This is a genomic window from Mesorhizobium sp. LEGMi-168a, assembly GCF_058312955.1.
The window spans coordinates 400,598-419,059 of sequence record NZ_JBZEGV010000001.1 but is presented as its reverse complement, the minus strand read 5'-3'; the positions used below and the strand labels follow the sequence as shown (position 1 = coordinate 419,059).

Annotated in this window: 23 protein-coding genes; 9 read left to right on the top strand and 14 right to left on the bottom strand. The window is 62.8% G+C overall.

The genetic code is table 11. The features are described from left to right. Positions 1-11: 11 nt before the first annotated feature. A complete protein-coding gene (locus AC4FWB_RS02185) occupies positions 12-737 on the bottom strand; it encodes a hypothetical protein (protein WP_491024120.1) in 726 nt (241 codons plus the stop codon). 117 nt (positions 738-854) lie between these two features. On the opposite strand from AC4FWB_RS02185, the gene AC4FWB_RS02180 reads away from it, so the two are divergent. After that, complete coding sequence (locus tag AC4FWB_RS02180) at positions 855-1,190, top strand: DUF6949 family protein (RefSeq protein WP_491024119.1); 336 nt, start codon at positions 855-857, stop codon at positions 1,188-1,190. 18 nt (positions 1,191-1,208) lie between these two features. Continuing rightward, the gene (locus AC4FWB_RS02175; protein WP_491024118.1) at positions 1,209-1,736 is read left to right on the top strand and encodes a gamma carbonic anhydrase family protein; all 528 of its coding nucleotides are present in this window, start codon (positions 1,209-1,211) and stop codon (positions 1,734-1,736) included. 42 nt (positions 1,737-1,778) lie between these two features. Here AC4FWB_RS02175 and AC4FWB_RS02170 read toward each other — a convergent pair whose 3' ends face one another. The 4 genes from AC4FWB_RS02170 to AC4FWB_RS02155 all read right to left on the bottom strand — a co-directional run bounded on the left by AC4FWB_RS02170 (position 1,779) and on the right by AC4FWB_RS02155 (position 4,932). Continuing rightward, complete coding sequence (locus AC4FWB_RS02170) at positions 1,779-2,327, bottom strand: ankyrin repeat domain-containing protein (RefSeq protein ID WP_491024117.1); 549 nt, start codon at positions 2,325-2,327, stop codon at positions 1,779-1,781. Positions 2,328-2,638: 311 nt separating this feature from the next. Continuing rightward, entirely contained in the window at positions 2,639-3,244 is a 606-nt protein-coding gene (locus AC4FWB_RS02165; protein ID WP_491024116.1) for a transglutaminase-like cysteine peptidase, read from the bottom strand. Between the two features lie 255 nt (positions 3,245-3,499). After that, positions 3,500-4,117: a PilZ domain-containing protein gene (locus tag AC4FWB_RS02160; protein WP_126100174.1), complete on the bottom strand. Its 618-nt coding sequence runs from the start codon at positions 4,115-4,117 to the stop codon at positions 3,500-3,502. 176 nt (positions 4,118-4,293) lie between these two features. After that, complete coding sequence (locus tag AC4FWB_RS02155) at positions 4,294-4,932, bottom strand: PAS domain-containing protein (RefSeq protein WP_491024115.1); 639 nt, start codon at positions 4,930-4,932, stop codon at positions 4,294-4,296. Between the two features lie 428 nt (positions 4,933-5,360). On the opposite strand from AC4FWB_RS02155, the gene AC4FWB_RS02150 reads away from it, so the two are divergent. Next, positions 5,361-6,098, top strand: coding sequence for a rhomboid family intramembrane serine protease (locus AC4FWB_RS02150; RefSeq protein ID WP_491024114.1), 738 nt, complete (start codon positions 5,361-5,363; stop codon positions 6,096-6,098). Positions 6,099-6,201: 103 nt separating this feature from the next. Then, positions 6,202-6,633, top strand: a complete 432-nt coding sequence (locus AC4FWB_RS02145; RefSeq protein ID WP_491024113.1) for a CBS domain-containing protein — start codon at positions 6,202-6,204, stop codon at positions 6,631-6,633. A 151-nt stretch (positions 6,634-6,784) separates the two neighbouring features. Here AC4FWB_RS02145 and AC4FWB_RS02140 read toward each other — a convergent pair whose 3' ends face one another. Next, a complete protein-coding gene (locus AC4FWB_RS02140; RefSeq protein WP_491024112.1) occupies positions 6,785-7,042 on the bottom strand; it encodes a YjhX family toxin in 258 nt (85 codons plus the stop codon). A gap of 281 nt (positions 7,043-7,323) precedes the next feature. On the opposite strand from AC4FWB_RS02140, the gene gatB reads away from it, so the two are divergent. Both gatB and AC4FWB_RS02130 read left to right on the top strand, forming a co-directional pair. Then, positions 7,324-8,823, top strand: a complete 1,500-nt coding sequence (gene gatB, locus AC4FWB_RS02135; RefSeq protein WP_491024111.1) for an Asp-tRNA(Asn)/Glu-tRNA(Gln) amidotransferase subunit GatB — start codon at positions 7,324-7,326, stop codon at positions 8,821-8,823. Positions 8,824-8,825: 2 nt separating this feature from the next. Then, positions 8,826-9,314: a GNAT family N-acetyltransferase gene (locus AC4FWB_RS02130; RefSeq protein WP_491024110.1), complete on the top strand. Its 489-nt coding sequence runs from the start codon at positions 8,826-8,828 to the stop codon at positions 9,312-9,314. A 15-nt stretch (positions 9,315-9,329) separates the two neighbouring features. On the opposite strand, the gene panC is transcribed toward AC4FWB_RS02130, so the two are convergent. Both panC and panB read right to left on the bottom strand, forming a co-directional pair. Further along, positions 9,330-10,181 (bottom strand): pantoate--beta-alanine ligase, encoded by an 852-nt coding sequence (panC, locus tag AC4FWB_RS02125; RefSeq protein ID WP_491024109.1) that lies wholly within the window; start codon positions 10,179-10,181, stop codon positions 9,330-9,332. Next, entirely contained in the window at positions 10,178-11,017 is an 840-nt protein-coding gene (panB, locus tag AC4FWB_RS02120) for a 3-methyl-2-oxobutanoate hydroxymethyltransferase (RefSeq protein WP_491024108.1), read from the bottom strand. Before panB ends, panC begins: the two co-directional genes overlap by 4 nt. 326 nt (positions 11,018-11,343) lie before the next feature. Here panB and AC4FWB_RS02115 point away from each other — a divergent pair, with 326 nt between their 5' ends. The 3 genes from AC4FWB_RS02115 (at position 11,344) to AC4FWB_RS02105 (ending at position 12,891) form a co-directional block, all read left to right on the top strand. Then, positions 11,344-11,742, top strand: a complete 399-nt coding sequence (locus AC4FWB_RS02115; protein WP_491024107.1) for an NADH:ubiquinone oxidoreductase subunit NDUFA12 — start codon at positions 11,344-11,346, stop codon at positions 11,740-11,742. A 118-nt stretch (positions 11,743-11,860) separates the two neighbouring features. Further along, positions 11,861-12,442, top strand: coding sequence for a DUF2155 domain-containing protein (locus AC4FWB_RS02110; protein WP_491024106.1), 582 nt, complete (start codon positions 11,861-11,863; stop codon positions 12,440-12,442). Positions 12,443-12,504: 62 nt separating this feature from the next. Further along, positions 12,505-12,891: a hypothetical protein gene (locus AC4FWB_RS02105; protein ID WP_491024105.1), complete on the top strand. Its 387-nt coding sequence runs from the start codon at positions 12,505-12,507 to the stop codon at positions 12,889-12,891. A gap of 11 nt (positions 12,892-12,902) precedes the next feature. Here the strand turns inward: AC4FWB_RS02105 and aat are convergent, their stop codons facing one another. From aat to AC4FWB_RS02075, 6 genes are all read right to left on the bottom strand, one after another. After that, a complete protein-coding gene (aat, locus tag AC4FWB_RS02100) occupies positions 12,903-13,520 on the bottom strand; it encodes a leucyl/phenylalanyl-tRNA--protein transferase (RefSeq protein WP_491024104.1) in 618 nt (205 codons plus the stop codon). A gap of 161 nt (positions 13,521-13,681) precedes the next feature. Beyond that, positions 13,682-15,025 (bottom strand): acetyl-CoA carboxylase biotin carboxylase subunit, encoded by a 1,344-nt coding sequence (accC, locus tag AC4FWB_RS02095; RefSeq protein ID WP_491024103.1) that lies wholly within the window; start codon positions 15,023-15,025, stop codon positions 13,682-13,684. Positions 15,026-15,044: 19 nt separating this feature from the next. Then, positions 15,045-15,512, bottom strand: coding sequence for an acetyl-CoA carboxylase biotin carboxyl carrier protein (accB, locus tag AC4FWB_RS02090; RefSeq protein ID WP_491024102.1), 468 nt, complete (start codon positions 15,510-15,512; stop codon positions 15,045-15,047). Positions 15,513-15,538: 26 nt separating this feature from the next. Beyond that, entirely contained in the window at positions 15,539-15,973 is a 435-nt protein-coding gene (gene aroQ / locus AC4FWB_RS02085; protein WP_126100187.1) for a type II 3-dehydroquinate dehydratase, read from the bottom strand. Positions 15,974-16,117: 144 nt separating this feature from the next. Beyond that, positions 16,118-16,921 (bottom strand): DsbA family protein, encoded by an 804-nt coding sequence (locus AC4FWB_RS02080; RefSeq protein WP_491024101.1) that lies wholly within the window; start codon positions 16,919-16,921, stop codon positions 16,118-16,120. Positions 16,922-16,978: 57 nt separating this feature from the next. Continuing rightward, positions 16,979-18,364 (bottom strand): M48 family metalloprotease, encoded by a 1,386-nt coding sequence (locus AC4FWB_RS02075; RefSeq protein WP_491024100.1) that lies wholly within the window; start codon positions 18,362-18,364, stop codon positions 16,979-16,981. Positions 18,365-18,462: the final 98 nt, after the last annotated feature.

The following is an 18,462-nucleotide window of genomic DNA, read 5'->3' as shown; positions in this document are numbered from 1 at the left end:
GGCGCCGCGCTTCAGTGTCCCGTTTTCAGGATGCCTGCCACCTTGGTGGCGATCGCGGCGTCGAGCGCCTGCCAATTTCCGAGGAGTTCGCGCGGGAAACGGTAGGTGAGGCTGAGATCGTCGCCGACCTGGATATCGCGCTCGCAGGGCGCCAGCGATTCCTCGGCGCTCGGTCCGCTCAGGCAGCGGGCGACGAAAGGATCCTTGCCGGCGCGGTCGGCGACCGCCAGCACCTCGTTGAGATAACCTGACTTTTCGGTGAAGCCGTAGAGCATGGTTCCAGCAGGGCCAGGTGTGCTCGGCTTGACGATCAGGGCGCTGTAGATCGGCGCGAAGCGGCCGCTCATGTCGCGCGACATCATCCGCGGCTCGAACGACAGGAAAATGATTTTTTTGGTCGTGGCGTGGTTGAAGTCGTCGCGCGCGGCGGTGCTGTAGCCGTCCATTTCGGGATAGCGCAGATAGAGGTCGAGGCGCGAAGCGATACCGTCGCGCCTGGCCTGGTCGAAGCGGATGAAGTTGGCCGGCACGCTGATCACATTGTTGCCCATGACGACCTGGCGGACGGTGGTGTCGTCGGTATAGCCGGCCATGGCGATCGATCGGCCAAGCCATTTGCCGCCGACGCTGATGGCCACCGAAAGCAGGGCCAGCGCCGCGAAGGCGTAGAAGACCCGCTTCATGAAGGTCGAGTCGACGACCTCGAAGTCCGGGCTGTCGGCGGCTGCCTCTCTCATCGCGATCCCCGATCCGCTCACCTGTCCTCAGGTGGCACAGCGCGCGCGGCATGGCTCTTGCAGCGCGTCGGCACGACTGTGCGATTTCATGGTAAACGGTTGGTAAAGATGGATCCGATGTTCCTCCCTCTCTACGCTTTTGCGGTCGGCCTGACGGCTTGCGGCCTCGCCGGCTCGGCCATGGAACTCATCTTTGGCCGCCGGCTGGCCTTTGCCGAGCCTTATGTATCGCCCGCCCATGTCCTGCGCTCGCTTGCTGCAACCGCCTGTGCCGGCCCGTTCATGCTCACCAATGAAGCTTTAGCCGCCAGGCGCGAGGGGCGCATCGGCACGCTGGCGCTGCTTTCCTGCGGCTGCACGGCAGTGGCCTGGGCGCTGGCGCTGGGCATCGTGCTGATCACCATTGCCTCCTGGTCGACCGGTCTCTTAGGTTCGGCTGATTTCCCGGCCTGAAACGATTCGGAGACGAAAATGCCAATCTATGCGATCGACGGGAAGGCTCCGCGATTCGACGACGTCGAGACGAACTGGATCGCGCCGGATGCCGCGCTGATCGGCAATATCAGGATCGGACGCAATGCGGGCTTCTGGTTCGGTGTCGTCATCCGCGGCGACGGCGAGCCGATTACGATCGGCGCCGATACCAATGTGCAGGAACATACGATCATGCACACCGATCCGGGCTTTCCGCTCACCATCGGGCAGGGCTGCACGATCGGCCATCGCGCGCTGCTGCATGGCTGCACGGTCGGCGACAACAGCCTGATCGGCATGGGCGCCATCGTGCTCAACGGCGCCAGGATCGGCAACAATTCGCTGGTCGGCGCCGGCGCCCTGGTGACGGAAAACAAGGTTTTTCCGGACAATTCCCTGATCGTCGGCTCGCCCGCCAAGGTGATACGGGTGCTGGACGACGCGGCGGTCGAGAGGCTGCGCGTCTCGGCCGCGCATTATGTCGCCAACGGCAAGCGCTTCAGGGCTGGGTTCAAAGCGGCCTGAGAGCCCAGATGGCCCGCATTTACCTCACGGCATGCCGTCCGCTTAGCCGTGCCCGGACATAGCATTGCGCAGCAGTGACGCCCCAGCTTCAAAGCCGGCCGTGTCGGCGCCCTCCAGCGCGGTTTCATAGTCGTCGATGCGGGTTCTGAGCGACGGATCCGCGCCCGACGCCAGGAGCAGGCGGATCGCCTCGGCGTCGCGCAGCGACACCGCGTAGTGCAGTGGCGTCCAATCGTTCACGCCACGCATGTTCGGGTCGGCGCCATGTTCCAACAGGAGCTGGACGACTTCCAGCCTGTCCGGCCGCTCGGTCGACAGCGCCGCGATCAAAGAAGGAAAGCCGGCTTGATCCTCATAGTTCGGGTTCGAGCCGGAACGGAGCAAGGTTCCGATGAAAGCGATAGGGCTCCAATAGATCGCGTATTCCAGCGGATGGCCGAGGCCGAGCTCGAACGGCATCTGCTCATCGAACCAGCGCGCCGAGCCGCCGAGCGCTCTGCCAAGACTTTCAAGGTCGCCCGCCTTGAAAGCGTCGTCTATGGCCTTGAACAGTCGGTGGCGCTCGCAGCGATCCTCAGGGATTTCCAGCATCGCCTTCCATCCGAAATGAACGGCCATATTGCGCCTAACCACCGCGATCAGGAAGGCCTGCCGATGACGGTGGGAGCGGGTGCTTCCAGCAAGCCGGTCGGCTGGTTCCCTCGACGGGCATCGCCAGAAATGGCGGAGCCGGCCCGGGGACAGGGCCGGCTCCTAAAACCCGGTCGTTGGGGACGGGGAGGGTGGGGACTCGACCGGGCTTTTCCCTAAGCACGTCGCACGAATGCGACGTGCTTGTTCTCTTTGCGCATGTCGTTGTCCCAAAACCGCTGCGCACTTTTGGGCGACATGCATCGGCGCCCTTAGCGGACGCTGGCGACGGCGTCCTCACGGCCGTCGTTGATCGAAACCCAAACGCCCGAATTCTCGGTCGATTGACGTTTGAGGTAGGTGTAGACCGTATCGTTCCAGGCGAGCACTTTCGGCTCGAGGTTGTCGAGGATGAATTCGCCGAGGCTGGTGCGCACCGTCAGCACCGCGTGACCGTCGCCGTTCGGCTGGCGCACCACCGTCATCAACAGGTCGCCGGCGGGAACACCTACGGCCATCAACTCGCGGCGTTTTTCCAGCGCATAGTCCTCGCAATCGCCATAGCCGTTGTCGGGATAGGCCCAGTATTCCTCGACACCATAGATCTCCATATCGGTGCGCGGCTTGACGCGGGTGTTCACCGAATTGTTGACGTTGATGATCGTCGCCCACAGCTTGCGGGTCAGATCGACCGGAGACCCTTTCGGCGTCCGCTCGTTGCATTCGGCCGGAATGCGCCGGCAGAACTCGTAGTGGCCGACCGGCTGGGTGGTGCGGCCGCCCGTATGCATGAACACCGGTCCTGCGCTTGCCGTGCCCCACGCGGAAAGCTGCATCGCCATTGCCAAGAGCAACAGCTTGCCCCTCGTCATTTTCATTATGGTAGTCTCCCCGTTTGTGAGAGACTGTGCCACGTTGGGATTTATTTGACGCAAAAACGCGAAGTAGATATTGAGTAAAACGCCCGTAGAATAAATATAAAATTTGAACTATCTCGATTCCGGATTGTTGAGATTTTGCCCCGGCTTCATTCCGCTTCACATGACGTCCCGGCACGCCGCCCGGCTGCGGAAGGGCCAACAAAAAAACCGGCCGCTGCCGGCCGGTCTGGTGTTGCTTAAGTTCGACTGCGATCAGGACCGCGGCGCGTTGAATTCCGAATCCAAAGTTTCCGGCCGCTGGATGACGGCGAATTCGATGGCGACGCCGTCCTCGAAATGACGCACCACCTGGCCGCGCATCGTCCCGAGCATGACCTGCACGCCGATCGCCGGCTTGACGTCGATCTCGATCGCCGCGCCCGAAAGCGACAGGTCGATGATGCGGCACTGATATTGGCGCCCGTCGGTGAGCTGCAGCACGCTCATCGGATTGCGCGGCGCGACGCGCTCATGGCGGCGGTCTTCCGGCAGGTCCAGCTCATGTTTGTTGGCGAGCCATGTGAGCTGCGCGGCAAGCTTGTCCTTCTTGCGGTCGGAAGCGATAACGGTCATGGCGAAACCGTCCTGCGAGGTCCGTGTCACGATGCCTTCGATGCGACCGATATGGTCGATATAGGCAATGACCTTTTCGCCGGGCATTCCGACGCGATCGGTGCGCAGGGCGACATTGCCGGGCGACATGTCGATCACCTGGCACGCATGCTCTGTGCGGTCCTCCAGCATGAATCGCCCGTATATCTTCACCCGGACGCGCTGGAAATTACGCCGCTCTGCTCGGGACGGCGCGTATTCTACCGCCGCTGACCTCATGACTGCCTACACCCCCGTTGGCATCCCACGCGACGTTGCGCAGAATTTCGCCGGAAAAAACTACAGCAAGGCAGGTTAACAAAGGGGAAAAAGCCGGCCCTAAATGGCTTGGCATCGCTCGTCCGCGCAAGGCAAAAGCGAGGTCCGATCACGGCGAAAAAGCCTCGCGACCCGCCTTACTCGTTGCGGCCGCCATCAAAGACGACGAGGTGCCGGATCCGGCGCACGCGGCCGAGCGCCGAGATGGTCTCGGGCGCGTCGAACTCTGTCGGCACGAGCGAGGGAACGTCGATCGCGGGCCGGTTTTTCAGGAACATCGGTTCTTTGTCGGGATCGATGACCCGGATCGCGTCGATCAGCGCATCGGCGAGCGGGTCGGCGCCCAGCCAGAACGGTCTTTCCGCGGCGCTGACGATGCCGAGGCAGCGCGGGCTTTCGACGCCGCCGTCCAGCGGCAGCGCAAGCAGTTCGAACTTGTTGGAGCGGCCGTTTCGGCTGAAACCTTCATAGGTCAAAAGCAGGACCGATTTCTGATCGAAAACGCCGTGGATGAGCCGCGACATCAGCCGCTGGTCTTTCTCGCGCCAAAGCGAGGGGAAGGAGAAACCCTTGAGCTCGCGGCCGTAATAGGCGCAGAGCCTGGTGCCGGCCAGCCGGAACACGGCTTCGCCGCGTGTGTCGCGCTCCAGGATGAACGTGTCCGCCAAAAGCGACTTGATGTCCGCCGGCTCGACTTCCGAGCGCTTCGGGGCAGGGCGGCCATCACGGAGTTGGTTCCAATATTGGAACAGCGTGATTGATCCGTTCTGATTCATTCCATTCCGCTCCGAGCAATCTGTCTTTTTTGTTGTCCCATCGGCGAACAGACAGGGCGCCCTCCGATGACCTTCATGCGGTGCGGAGCAGGATGCGTGCCAGCAGCGTTAACGTTTGTTCACGGATCGGGGTCGTTAAGGTTAACAAGTGGTTTACATTGCGCGCCGGTGGGGCCTGTGGCACACCAAAAACCACTCCAAAACGGTCGTTTCAGCAGCGATCGGCAGCACTTCAGTTAAAAGTTTACGGGGAGCAGGGGACTCGACCGGCCGTTCAGGGGAAACCCTGGACGGCATTCTTTTTGATTCGCCCTCTTCCGATTCGGCCCCCTCTGATTCTGCTTGGGGCGATTCGCGGTTTGTGATTCGATCGGGCGTGAACTACATGCTCGCCGGAAATCGAGTCTCCAGCCAAGTGCAAGGGGCGCATGAGCGAACCGGTAAGCCCGACTGAATCCGAACCGCAGCCTGACGAAGAGGCGCCGGAGCCGCGCCGCGAGCCGGTGTTTAACCTGCCGCCGGTGGTGCTGGCGGTGATGGCGATCTGCGCGATCGTCTTCCTGCTGCAGCAATATGTGCTGAACGACACCCAGCAATTGACGCTGCTCTACGACGGAGCCTTCATTCCGGTGCTCTACACCGGACAGTACGGCTTCGACTGGTTCCTGTTCACGCGCCCCTTCACCTACGCTTTCATGCATGGGGGCTTTGCCCATATTGCCATCAACATGATCTGGCTCGCCGCTTTCGGCTCGCCGCTTGCCAATCGTCTCGGCGCTGGTCGGTTTGCGGTATTCTACGCCGTGACCGGGCTGGCTTCGGTTGCGCTGTTTTGGGCAATGCACCCGTATGGCGAAATGCCGCTCGTCGGCGCCTCGGGTGCGATCTCGGGCATGATGGGGGCGGCGGCGCGCTATGGCTTCCGTATCGACCGCTCGTCCGGCCGGGCGGCCTTCGCCGGCGAGCCGCTGCCGATCGCGATCGTGCTGCGTTCGCGCGGCGTCATGACCTTCCTCGGCGTCTGGATGGTGATCAACCTCGCCACCGGCTTGCTCGGCTTTGCGCCGGGCATCGACGGCCAGATCGCTTGGGAGGCTCATATCGGCGGCTTTGTCGCCGGCTTTTTCGGCATGCGTTTTTTCGACCGCCCCGAGCAGGTGGCGTGAGCCCCGCCGCACTTGAAATGCAACCAATCACGGCGCACGATGTTCACCGGAACGTGAATGCCGGTCAGGGCAGGAGCCGGCAGGCAAGGCATAGGAGGACGCCATGACTGTGAAGGCAATTCTCGAGCAAAAAGGCCATGATGTGTTCACGCTCGGGCCTAACGAAAAGCTGAGCGAAGCCATTCGCATCCTGACCGAACACCGGATCGGCGCGCTTGTCATCACCAATGGCGACCGCAAGATCGTCGGCATTCTCTCGGAGCGCGACATCGTGCGGGTGCTGGCCAGGGAAGGGGCGACAGCGCTCGATATCGCGGTGCGCTCGGCCATGACGCCCAAGGTCAAGATCTGCAATGAGAACCATACAGTCAACGAGGTCATGGAGATCATGACCAAGGGTCGCTTCCGCCATCTTCCGGTGGAGAAGGACGGCATGCTCGACGGCATCGTCTCGATCGGCGACGTGGTCAAGCGCCGCATCGAGGATGTCGAGCGCGAGGCCGAGGAGATCAGGGCCTACATCGCCACCGCCTGAGGCAGGGCCAAAGGGAACCGCCGGCCGCTTTCGGCCGGCGGAACTGTGGCTAGAGCAATTCCAGGAAAAGTGTGTAACGGTTTTCCGTCCGGAATTGCGTAAAAACAAAGAGATAGAGCGGTTCGCCGTTTCCATGAAACGGTGAAACGCTCTAGCGGTTGTCCAGTTCGGCGCGGACGAGTTCGAGCCCGCGCCGGGTGATGCGGTAGGGGCCGCCACCCGACGACGAAACCGCCTTCTTCCGCTTCAGTTTTCGAAACAGTTCGAGATCGACGCCGGGATAGCGCCAGCCGTCGCGGGTCAGGCACTGGACCGAAGCGATCTTTTTCCTCTCGTTTTTCTCGATTTCGATGCGCCCGCCTTGCGCGAGCAGGTGCAGGATGCGCTGTTCGATGCGCGAAATGTCCATTGAAGAATTCCCGGGAAAACAACAAAAGCCGCCGCCGCGAGAAATCGCGGCACGGGATTTCAAGTTCTCTGCCCTGCCTCGCTAGGAGGTCAGGGCCTTACCGGGACTGAGCGTAAGTGGACATCCACTCTCCATTGGGATGGACGTCCTATAAGCGAAGGCGGCGGAAAAGGCCAGCATGCGGCTTTGCGCTTGTCTCGCCGGGCGGTTTGCACTAGCGAAGTTGCACACCAAAATATGCGTCTCATGCATATACGAGAATTCTAAGTCTGTAGGCCTCCATGAGCATCATCGATACCCGCACGCCCGACCCGAAACGCCTGATCTCCGGCGCCACCGGCGACTGGGAGATCATCATCGGTCTCGAAGTGCATGCGCAAGTGACGTCCGAGGCAAAGCTCTTCTCCGGCGCTTCGACCTCCTTCGGCGCCGCGCCCAACGGCAATGTCAGCCTCGTCGACGCGGCGATGCCCGGCATGCTGCCGGTGATCAACGAGGAGTGCGTCAAGCAGGCGATCCGCACCGGGCTGGGCCTCAAGGCCGAGATCAATCATAAGTCGGTCTTCGACCGGAAGAACTATTTCTATCCGGACCTGCCGCAGGGCTATCAGATATCGCAGTACAAGCAGCCGATCGTCGGCGAGGGCAAGGTGATCGTCTCCGTCGGGCCCGACCGGCAGGGCGAGTTCGAGGACATCGAGGTCGGCATCGAACGGCTGCATCTGGAGCAGGATGCCGGCAAGTCGATGCACGACCAGCATCCGACCATGTCCTATGTCGATCTCAACCGCTCGGGCGTGGCGCTGATGGAGATCGTCTCCAAGCCGGACATGCGCTCCGCCGACGAGGCCAAGGCCTATGTCAGCAAGCTGCGCACCATCATGCGCTATCTCGGCACCTGCGACGGCAACATGGACGAAGGCTCGCTGCGCGCCGACGTCAACGTCTCGGTGCGCCGCCCCGGCGGCGAATTCGGCACGCGCTGCGAGATCAAGAACGTCAATTCGATCCGCTTCATCGGCCAGGCGATCGAATCCGAAGCCCGCCGGCAGATCGCCATCCTGGAGGACGGCGGCGCGATCGAGCAGGAGACAAGGCTGTTCGATCCCAACAAGGGCGAGACGCGCTCGATGCGCTCAAAGGAAGAGGCGCATGACTACCGCTATTTCCCGGATCCAGACCTTCTGCCGCTGGAATTCGACCAGGCCTATGTCGAGGCTTTGGCTGAGCATCTGCCGGAACTGCCCGACGACAAGAAGGCGCGCCTTATCGGATCGCTGGGCCTCTCGACCTACGACGCATCGGTGCTGGTATCGGAAAAGCCGATCGCCGACTATTTCGAGAAGGTGGCCTCGGGGCGTGACGGCAAGCTTGCTGCCAACTGGGTTATCAACGACCTGCTCGGTGCTCTCAACAAGGCCGGAAAAGATATTGAAAACGCTCCGGTTTCGCCAGAGCAGCTCGGTGCCGTCATCGACCTGATCAAGGAAGGCACGATCTCCGGCAAGATCGCCAAGGACCTGTTCGAGATCGTCTGGAACGAGGGCGGCGATCCGCGCCAGCTCGTCGAAAGCCGAGGCATGAAGCAGGTCACGGACACCGGCGCCATCGAGAGGGCGGTCGACGAGGTCATCGCAGCCAATCCGGACAAGGCCGAGCAGGCGCGCGCCAAGCCGACCATGGCCGGCTGGTTTGTCGGCCAGGTGATGAAGGCGACCGGCGGCAAGGCAAACCCGCAGGCGGTCAACGAATTGGTCAAGGCCAAGCTCGGCATCGAATAGACATGTTCATCCGCACCGCCAGCGAACGCGATCTTGCAACGATCCGAGCGCTGCTGGTCGAGACCTGGCACGCTACCTACGATGCCATCTATGGCGTCAAGCGGGTCACCGAAATCACGGATGACTGGCATTCGATCGCCTCGCTCAAGGCGCGGCTGACGCGCCCCAATTCGGAATTCCTGGTGGCTGACGACGGCCAGCGCATCGGCGGCATGGCTTTCGCTTCCGCCACCACGGATCCGAAGATCGTCCTCCTGAACCAGCTCTATGTCCGCCCGGACTGCCAGCGGCAAGGAATCGGCCGATCGCTGATCAAGGAGATCGAGGCCAGCTTCCCTGAAGCGCGGACATTGCGGCTGGAGGTGGAAGCGGCAAATGCTCCGGCGATTGCCTTCTATGAGGCGAACGGGTTCCGGCCGGCCGGCAGGACCGCCGATTGCAGCGGTGGTTCGGGAATGCCGGCAATCGTGCTGGAAAAGCAGCTGAGTTAGCCGGCCCGAGCTCGATCAGCCGCCAGGAATCTCGACATTGTCGATCAGCCTGGTCGTCCCGAGCCAGACGGCGGCGAGCAGGCGGCCGTCGCTGTCCCGCCGCCAGGACCTGAGCGTCACGGCCTCGCGCGCGGCGACGTAGTCGACCTTTCGAAAGCCCGCCCGGACGAGCGCTTCCGCGGCCTCGCCCACAGCACTTGCCTCGTCCCCACCGGAGGCCAGTTTCACAGCGGTTTGACGCAAGACCAAGTTGAGCATGCGCGCGACGCCAAGTTCGACCTCGCTGAGATAGGCATTGCGCGACGACATGGCGAGACCGTGCAGGTCGCGCACGGTCGGCGCGCCGATGATCTCGACCGGCAGATCGAGGTCGCGGCAAAGCTGCCTGACGACGCAAAGCTGCTGATAATCCTTCTCGCCGAACACGGCGCAATCGGGCGCTGCCTGCAGGAAAAGCTTGGTCACCACCGTGGCGACACCATCAAAGAAGGTCGGCCTGAAATCCGTTTCCAGGCCGGAAGAGGGGCCGCCGACCGAGATTTTGGTGGCGAAGCCGGCCGGATACATCTCGGCCACGCCCGGCGTGAAGGCGAGATGCGCGCCCGCTTCCCGCAACCGGTCGAGATCGCGGACGAGCTGGCGTGGATACTTGTCCAGGTCCTCTGTCGGCGCGAACTGGGTCGGATTGACGAAGATCGAGACGACGCAGCGCTCGGCCTTTTCGAGCGCGATCCTGATCAGAGAGATGTGGCCGTCATGCAGGGCGCCCATGGTCGGCACCATGGCGATCCTCTGGCCGTCCTGGCGCCAGTTCCGGATTTGCGCGCGCAGCGCCGCAACACTGTCGACGACGATTGGCCTACTCATGCCTTGTCCTTGCCCGATGTCGCCGAAAAGACGTGGTCCGGTCCCGGAAATGCGCGGCCGCGCACTTCGGCGGCGTAACGCGCCGCCGCATCCGAAATGGTGTCGCGCAGGTTTGCGTATTCCTTGACGAATTTCGGCACGCGGTCGACGGTCATGCCGATCATGTCGTCTATGACCAGGATCTGGCCGTCGCAGTCGCCGCTGGCGCCGATGCCGATGGTCGGGATGGCGATATGGCGGGTGAGATCCGAGGCCACCGCCTCTACCGTGCCTTCGATGACGATCGAGAAGGCGCCGGCTCTTTCGACCACTTCGGCGTCGCGAAACAGTGCGGCAATGTTTTCCTCGGTCCGGCCCTTGATCTTGTAGCCGCCGTCCTTTTCCACGGATTGCGGCTGCAGGCCGATATGGCCCATCACCGGGATGCCTTCGGCGACGATGGCCGCAATCTGCGCTGACATGCCGACGCCGCCCTCGAGTTTCACCGCCTGGCAGCCGGTTTCACTAACGATGCGTTTTGCCGAGGCAACGGCCTCCGCGGCCGAGGTCTCGTAGCTGCCCGCGGGCATGTCGACGACGACACAGGCCTTTGTGGAGCCGCGCATGACCGCTTTTCCGTGCGCGATCATCATCTCCAGCGAGGCGCCGAGCGTCGTGTCATGGCCATGCAGCACCATCGCGACGCTGTCGCCGACCAAAAGCAGGTCGACATGTGGATCGAGCATGCGGGCTATCGGATAGGTGTAGGCGGTGAGACAGACGATCGGCACGTCGCCTTTGCGGCGGCGAATGTCTTCGGCGCCGATCCGATTGCCGGTGGACCGTTCTGGGGCCAATCGTCACCTCCTCAACCGGCGAGGGCCAGATGCCCGCTTACCGGGCGCGTGCGAGCTTTAGAAACACAGGCAACGCTTGGCAAGCAGGGCTGGCGACATCTCCGCGCGTGTATCGATTAATGCATGTCGCGCAAAGGTGTGCAGCGGTTTTGCGAAAACGACATGCATAAAACAAAACCAAAGCGCGTCGCCTGAATCGGTTTCAGCGCGACGCGCTTTGGCGCACGAAGCGTTTACATCGCGCGGCGCGGCAAAACCCTTGCCTTCGCGATGACCTGACGCCATAAGCAGGAGACAGCGCGGCCGCTGCCGCCACGAGGATCCGGATGAAGACTTTCCTGCTGCAGTTTTTCACCTGGTGGAACAGCCAGACGCTGGGCACGCGCTTCCACACCTGGCGATTCGGCAAGAAGGTCGGCGAGGACGAGGCCGGCAACGTCTACTATGAAGGCGGCGTCGATTCGGAAGGCCGCACCCGCCGCTGGGTCATCTATCGCGACTATTCCGAAGCCTCGAAGATCCCTCCGGGCTGGCATGGCTGGATCCATCATCGCGTCGACACGCCTCCCTCGAGCGAGAGCTACAAGGCTCGCGAGTGGCAGAAGCCGCATCGGCCGAACCTGACCGGAACGCCCGGCGCCTATCGCCCGCAGGGTTCCATCCTGACCAACCAGCACCGCCCGCAGGTGACTGGCGACTACGACGCCTGGACGCCCGGCTCGTAAACGCGTCTTTCGGTCCTTTGTCGCCACAATTGGCGTTTAGCTGCTTGCTGATATCGCAGCCATGATTAGCCTTGGGCGATTGAGAGAATCACCCGGGCGCAACCACCGGTATCCTTGCATGAGCGCTTTCAGCCGAATCTCGACCGGATTGTTCGCGGCAGTTTCCATTCTGGCTGCCTCGACGGCGGTGTTCGCCGCAGCACAGGCGCCGGCGGCGCCGGCAGCCTCCGACCGCGTCACCAACCCGGTCGCCGAATTCGCCGGCATCGACAAGATCACCGGCCGCATCATCACCTTCGACGTCTATATCGACGAGACGGTGCAGTTCGGCGCCCTGCAGGTGACCCCGCGCGTCTGCTACTCGCGGCCGGAGACCGAGCAGCCGAAGACCGATTCCTTCGTCGAGGTCGACGAGATCACGCTCGATCGCAAGATTCGCCGCATCTTCACCGGCTGGATGTTCGCCGAAAGCCCCGGTCTCAACGCCGTCGAGCATGCCGTCTATGACGTCTGGCTGAAGGCCTGCAAGCAGAAGTCTGACGTGCCGCCGCCGACCGCCGCCAAGGCGGATACGGGCAAGCCGAAGACCAATGCCGCCAAGCCGAAAGCTCCGGCGCAGGAGCAGCCGGCCGAAGCTGCGCCCGAGCCGACGGACACCGCGCCCTCGCCGGACGGTACGGACACCACCGACGCGAACTGACCTCGGAACCCTCATTTTCGCAATCCGTTGGTAAACGGCAACAGCGACGGGAGGATTCCACCATGGCCAAGATCAGGCCAATCACCGCCAACAAGCAAGAACTTCTCGAGATCGAGAAGGGCTTCTGGACCGGAGATTCCGCCTACTACGAGGCCAACGCCGACGCGGAGTGCCTGGTCGCCTTTCCACAGATGGCGCAGACAATGACCAATGCCGATTTGGCCAAGACCGCGAGCAAGCCCAATCGCTGGCGCGATCTCGACATCAAGCCGAAAGGCATGGTCGAACCTGGCAGCGATATCGTCATGCTGACCTACGAAGCGCGCGCGACACGGGAAAACGGCGAGCCCTATGCCGCTCTCGTCAGCACCGGCTATGTCCACCGCGCCGACGGCTGGAAGATGATGTTCCATGCGCAGACGCCGATAGAAACATCGGCCGGTCCCTGACGGCCTACGCCTCAGGGATAAAAGGTAGCCTCGCCCTTCAGGGCCTCGGCCAGCATCGTCTCATAGCGGCTACGCGGCACGTCGATGGCGCCGAAGCGCTTGAGGTGCTCGGTGGTGAACTGCGTATCGAGCAGTGCGAAACGGCGTTCGTTCAGCCGCTCGACAAGATAATAGAGGCAGGTCTTCGAGGCGTCGGTTTCCCGGGCGAACATGCTCTCGCCGAAGAACACGCGCCCGAGCGACACGCCATAGAGGCCGCCGACCAGCCGGCCCGCGCGCCAGGCCTCGACCGAATGGCAGTGGCCCAGCCGGTAGAGATCGATATAGGCTTCACGGATCGGGGCATTGATCCAGGTCGAGCGGCGCTCGTCGCGTTTTTCGGCACAGCCGTCGATCGTCGCCTCGAAGTCGAAATCGTAGCGGATGTCGAAAGGATGCCTGCGGATCGTCTTCTTCAGGCTGCGCGGCGTGTGGAAGCCGTCGAGCGGGATAATGCCACGTGTTTCCGGCCGCACCCAGAACACCTCTGGATCAGTCGCGCTCTCGGCCATAGGGAAGACGCCCGAGGCATAGGCTTTCAGCAGCAGGTCGGTCGGGATGCGATAACCGGGCGCGTAGGGACGAGTCATTGCGCCATTATAACCGCAAGACCACAACGCATGTCGCCCAAAAGTGCGCAGCGATTTGGAAGAACGACATGCATCAAAACAACGATTTGAAGCGCGTCGCCTGAATCCGTTTCAGAGCGATGCGCTTAGGGCAGGCCGTCATCACCTGAATCTCGACAGACCTAGTCCTCCTTGGCCAAATATTTTTCCAGCCAGTGGATGTCGTAGTCGCCATTGGCGATGTCCGGATTGCCGACCAGGTCGCGGAACAGCGGCAACGTCGTCTTGATGCCGTCGACGACGAACTCGTCGAGCGCGCGCCGCAGCCGCATCATGCATTCGACCCGGTTGCGTCCATGCACGATCAGCTTGCCGATCAGGCTGTCGTAATAGGGCGGGATCCTGTAGCCGGAGTAGACGCCGGAATCGACGCGGATGCCGAGGCCTCCAGGCGTATGGAAATGCGTGATCGTGCCGGGCGACGGCGTGAAGGTGCGCGGATCCTCGGCGTTGATGCGGCACTCGATGGCGTGGCCGTTGAACTTGATGTCTTCCTGCCTGACCGACAGCCCGGCGCCCGAGGCGACGCGGATCTGCTCGTGCACGAGGTCGATGCCGGTGATCGCTTCCGTCACCGGATGCTCGACCTGCAGGCGGGTGTTCATCTCGATGAAATAGAACTCGCCGTTCTCGTAGAGGAATTCGATGGTGCCGGCGCCGGAATAGCCGAGATCGGCGATCGCCTTGGCGCAGATGCCGCCGATGCGCGCGCGTTCCTCGGCATTGAGGGCGGGGGAGTTGGCCTCCTCCCACACCTTCTGGTGGCGGCGCTGCAGCGAGCAGTCGCGCTCGCCGAAATGCACACCGCGGCCGGCGCCGTCGCCGAACACCTGCAATTCGATATGGCGCGGCTTCTCCAGAAATTTCTCGATATAGACGGCGTCGTCGCCGAAGGCGGCGCCGGCTTCCGACTTTGCCGTGTGCAGCGCCACTTCGAGGTCGGTCTCGGTGCGGGCCACCTTCATGCCGCGGCCGCCGCCGCCGGCCGAAGCCTTGATGATCACCGGATAGCCGATCTCGGCGGCCACGCGCTTTGCTTCCTTCTCGTCGCTGATCGCGCCATCGGAACCAGGCACGACCGGGATGCCGAGGCGCTTTGCCGTGCGCTTGGCCTCGATCTTGTCGCCCATGATGCGGATATGGTCGCCCGACGGGCCGATGAAGGTGATGTTGTGGGCGGCGAGGATGTCGGCGAACTTGGCGTTTTCCGACAGGAAGCCGTAGCCAGGATGCACCGCGTCGGCGCCTGTGATCTCGCAGGCGGCGACGATCTGGTGGATGTTGAGATAGCTCTCGCGCGACGGCGGCGGGCCGATGCAGACGCTCTCGTCGGCAAGCCGCACATGCATGGCGTCGGAATCGGCCGTCGAATGGACCACCACCGTCTGGATGCCGAGCTCCTTGCAGGCGCGCAGCACTCGGAGTGCGATTTCGCCGCGATTGGCGATGAGGATCTTCTGGAACATCTGCCCGCTGTTCCCGGCTCTACTCGATGACCACGAGCGGCATGCCGTATTCGACCGGCTGGGCGTCCTCGATCAGGATCGCCGTCACCGTTCCGGCGCGAGGCGAGGGAATCTGGTTCATCGTCTTCATCGCTTCGATGATGAGCAGCGTCTGGCCTTCCTTCACCTTCTGGCCGATCTCGATGAACGCCTTGGCGTCGGGCGAGGGCGCCAGGTAGGCGGTGCCGACCATTGGCGAGGGCACGGCGTTCTTGGAAGGATCGGCTACCGTCGCAGGTGCCGCTGCCGCCTGGGCCGGCCCGGCAACCACCGCAGCGGCCTGAATAGGAAGCGGAGCGGCGACCGCATGGACGGCCTGCGACTGGCGCGACACGCGCACCTTCAGGTCGCCGAGCTCGACCTCGATCTCGGTCAGGTTGGTGTCGTTCAGTATGCCCGCCAGATCGCGGATCAGCTGCTGGTCAACACCGTTCTTCTTTATCGACATTTTCGAGCCTTCTGTTTGGGAGCCGGTCACAGGCGTGCCGCCAGTGCCTGCAGCGCAAGCGTGTAGCCGAGCGGCCCGAATCCGCAGATCATGCCGACGGCGACCGGCGCGACCATGGAGACGTGACGGAAAGGCTCCCGCGCGTGGATGTTGGAAAGATGGACTTCAGCGACAGGCAGCGGCGCAATCGCCCGGATGGCGTCGTGGATGGCAATCGAGGTGTGGCTGTAGGCGCCCGGATTGATGACGATGCCTGCGGCCTTGTCGCCGGCTTCCTGGATCCAGTCGACGAGATCGCCCTCGTGATTGGACTGGCGAAAATCGATCGCGAGCCCAAGCGCCTTGCCTGCGGCCTTGCAATCCTCGGCAATGGCGGCAAGCGTCTTGCCGCCATAGATGCCCGGCTCGCGCTTGCCGAGTGCATTGAGATTGGGACCGTTCAGGACGAAAATCGTTTTCAATATGCCGACCTCTTCGGCGCCGGCCTCAAGCCGGCGCGCCGGACCCTCTATAATGGGCATAGCCGCCGGCGAAAAGAGCGCAAGTGCGTTCTTTCGCTGTCCACAACAGGCCGAAAACCGCCTGCTGGCGCGGCCCGCAATTACTTAGAGCGCGCTCTTTGCCTGCTCGATCTTTTCCGCCAGAACCTGTTGTCCGAGCGCGCCGAACACCACCTCGTTGCCGACCACATAGGACGGCGTGCCGGTGATCGACAGCTTGGTGGCGAGGTCGTAGGTCCGGGAGAGCGCTTCGTTGATGCTCGGATCCTTCATCTTCTCGCGCAGCTTCGCTTCGTCGGCGCCGAGCGAAAGCGCGACCTTCATGGCGGTCGCTTCGGTGGCGCGGCCCTGGCCGCCGAGGAGCGCGGTGTGGAATTCTCCGTACTTCTCCGGCATCATCAGATGGAAGGCCATCGACACCACGCTGGCCTTTTGCGAATCCGGGCTGAGGATCGGGAATTCCTTGAGCACGAAGCGCAGGTCCGGATCGGCCTTCGTCAGCGCCTTCATGTCTTCGATGGCGCGTTTGCAGAAGCCGCAATTGTAGTCGTAGAACTCGACGATGGTGACCTTGCCCTGCGGGTTGCCGACGACGCCGTCGAAGGTGGAGTTGAAGATCTCGTCTTTCGCATTCTTGATGACGCCGAGCGCCGCGAGCCGCTGCTCTTCCTTCTGCTTGGCCTCGAGCGCGTCCTGAACTTCGAGCAGAACCTCCGGGTTCTTCAGAAGATAGTCGCGGATGATGCCTTCGACCTCTTTGCGGTCGATCTTGCTGTCCGCGGAGGTCACCTGGATGGCTTGCGTCGTATCGGCCTTCGCGGCCTGCGGGCTTCCTGCCACGAAGCCGAATGCCAGAATGCCGAGCGCTACCGCCACGCCGGCGCTGCCGAGCAGGATTGCCTTGTTCATGATCATTTCCTTCTGCCTGTCCCGGTCCATTTTAGTCGCCGCGCACGGCCGGGACGTTCATTTGAGTTTGTTCGATGGCGTGTAGTTTATGATATCCTGCGCGCGAAGCCAGCCGGGCTCGCCGCGCTTCAGCTTCTGTTGAGCGCGCAGGGCGAAGATTTTCGCGTTCTTGTAGTCGGCCGAATAGAAATGACCTTCGGCGGTGGCGAGATCGGCGGCCGGAATTTGTCCCAATTCGCCATAGGCCTGCGCCAGATAGCGATAGGCTTCCGCATTTTCCTTGTCGCGCCCAATCGCGTTGTTGAGCTGGGTCACCGCCTTCTTAATTGAATCCGGCGTGCCTACCGCCATCAGCGCCTGGCCGAGCGAAACCAACAGCAATCCGGACCGCGCCGGGTCCAGGCTCACGGCCTTGGCATAGGCATCCGCGGCGTCCTTGGGCTTGTTGACCTTCATCAGGATGTCGCCGCGCAATTCCTGGAAATAGGGGTTCTTCGGCTGCTCCTTGATCAATGCTGCAGTCTTCGTCAGCGCGGCGCCCGGATTGCCGTAGAGATAGGTCTGCTGCGCGTCGCCGTAGCGCGAGGCGAGGCTGGTCGGGTTCTTGCGCATCAGCCGCGCCACGGCCGCCTGGCCCTGCATATAGGCGGCGATCTTGATGCGCATCATGTCGTGCCGCTGCTGCAGCGCCGGCGGGTCGACATTGCCGACATAGGGGCTCGCCTTGACCAGGACTTCGAGATTGGCGATGCGCTCCTGCGGCATCGGGTGGCTGATCCGGTAGGGATCGAGCTGCGTGCCCGACAGCGAAAGCGCGCTCTGGAAGCGGGCGAAGGTCTTCAGCATGCCCATGCCTGACTGGCCGGTGGCGTTGAGATAGGTGATCGCCGAGCGGTCGGCGGTGATTTCTTCGCCTCGCTGATAGGCAAGGATGCTGCGCTGTGCCATCTCGCCGCCGCCTGCGGCGACGCCCATGCCGGCGCCGGCAAGGCCGCGGCTGTTGGTCGTGGCGCCGGCGACCATCGCGCCGGCGCCGAGCAGCGTGGCGATGATGGCCATGGTCTTGGCGCGGTCGAGCTGGTCGCGCAGCTTCTGCTGGTGGCCGCCGGCAATATGGCCGGCCTCGTGCGCGATGACGCCGATGATCTCGTTCGGCGTTTCGGCCGTCACCAGCGCTCCGGTGTTGATGAACAGGCGGCGGCCGGTGACGAACGCGTTGAAGCTCTGATCGTTGACGAGAACGATGTCGATGCCGTCATTGGCGAGGCCCGCCGCCCTGAAGATCGGCCGGGCATAGTCGCGCACCAGCGCTTCGATCTCGGCGTCGCGCACCACCGGAACGCCCTGCGCGAACGCATTCACCGACGTCGATACCGCGACCGCGACGGCAAGCAGGAGGGTCGCGAAGCCGCGCGCGGTTCGCGCTATTTTCGATCTGGCCATCATAGTTCGGGTCGGCTCAACATGATTGGTCCACTGGTAGACGAGCGGGCGAAGGATGAAAAGTCGGCGCCGGTAACTTCCTGCGCGCTTGTGATCCC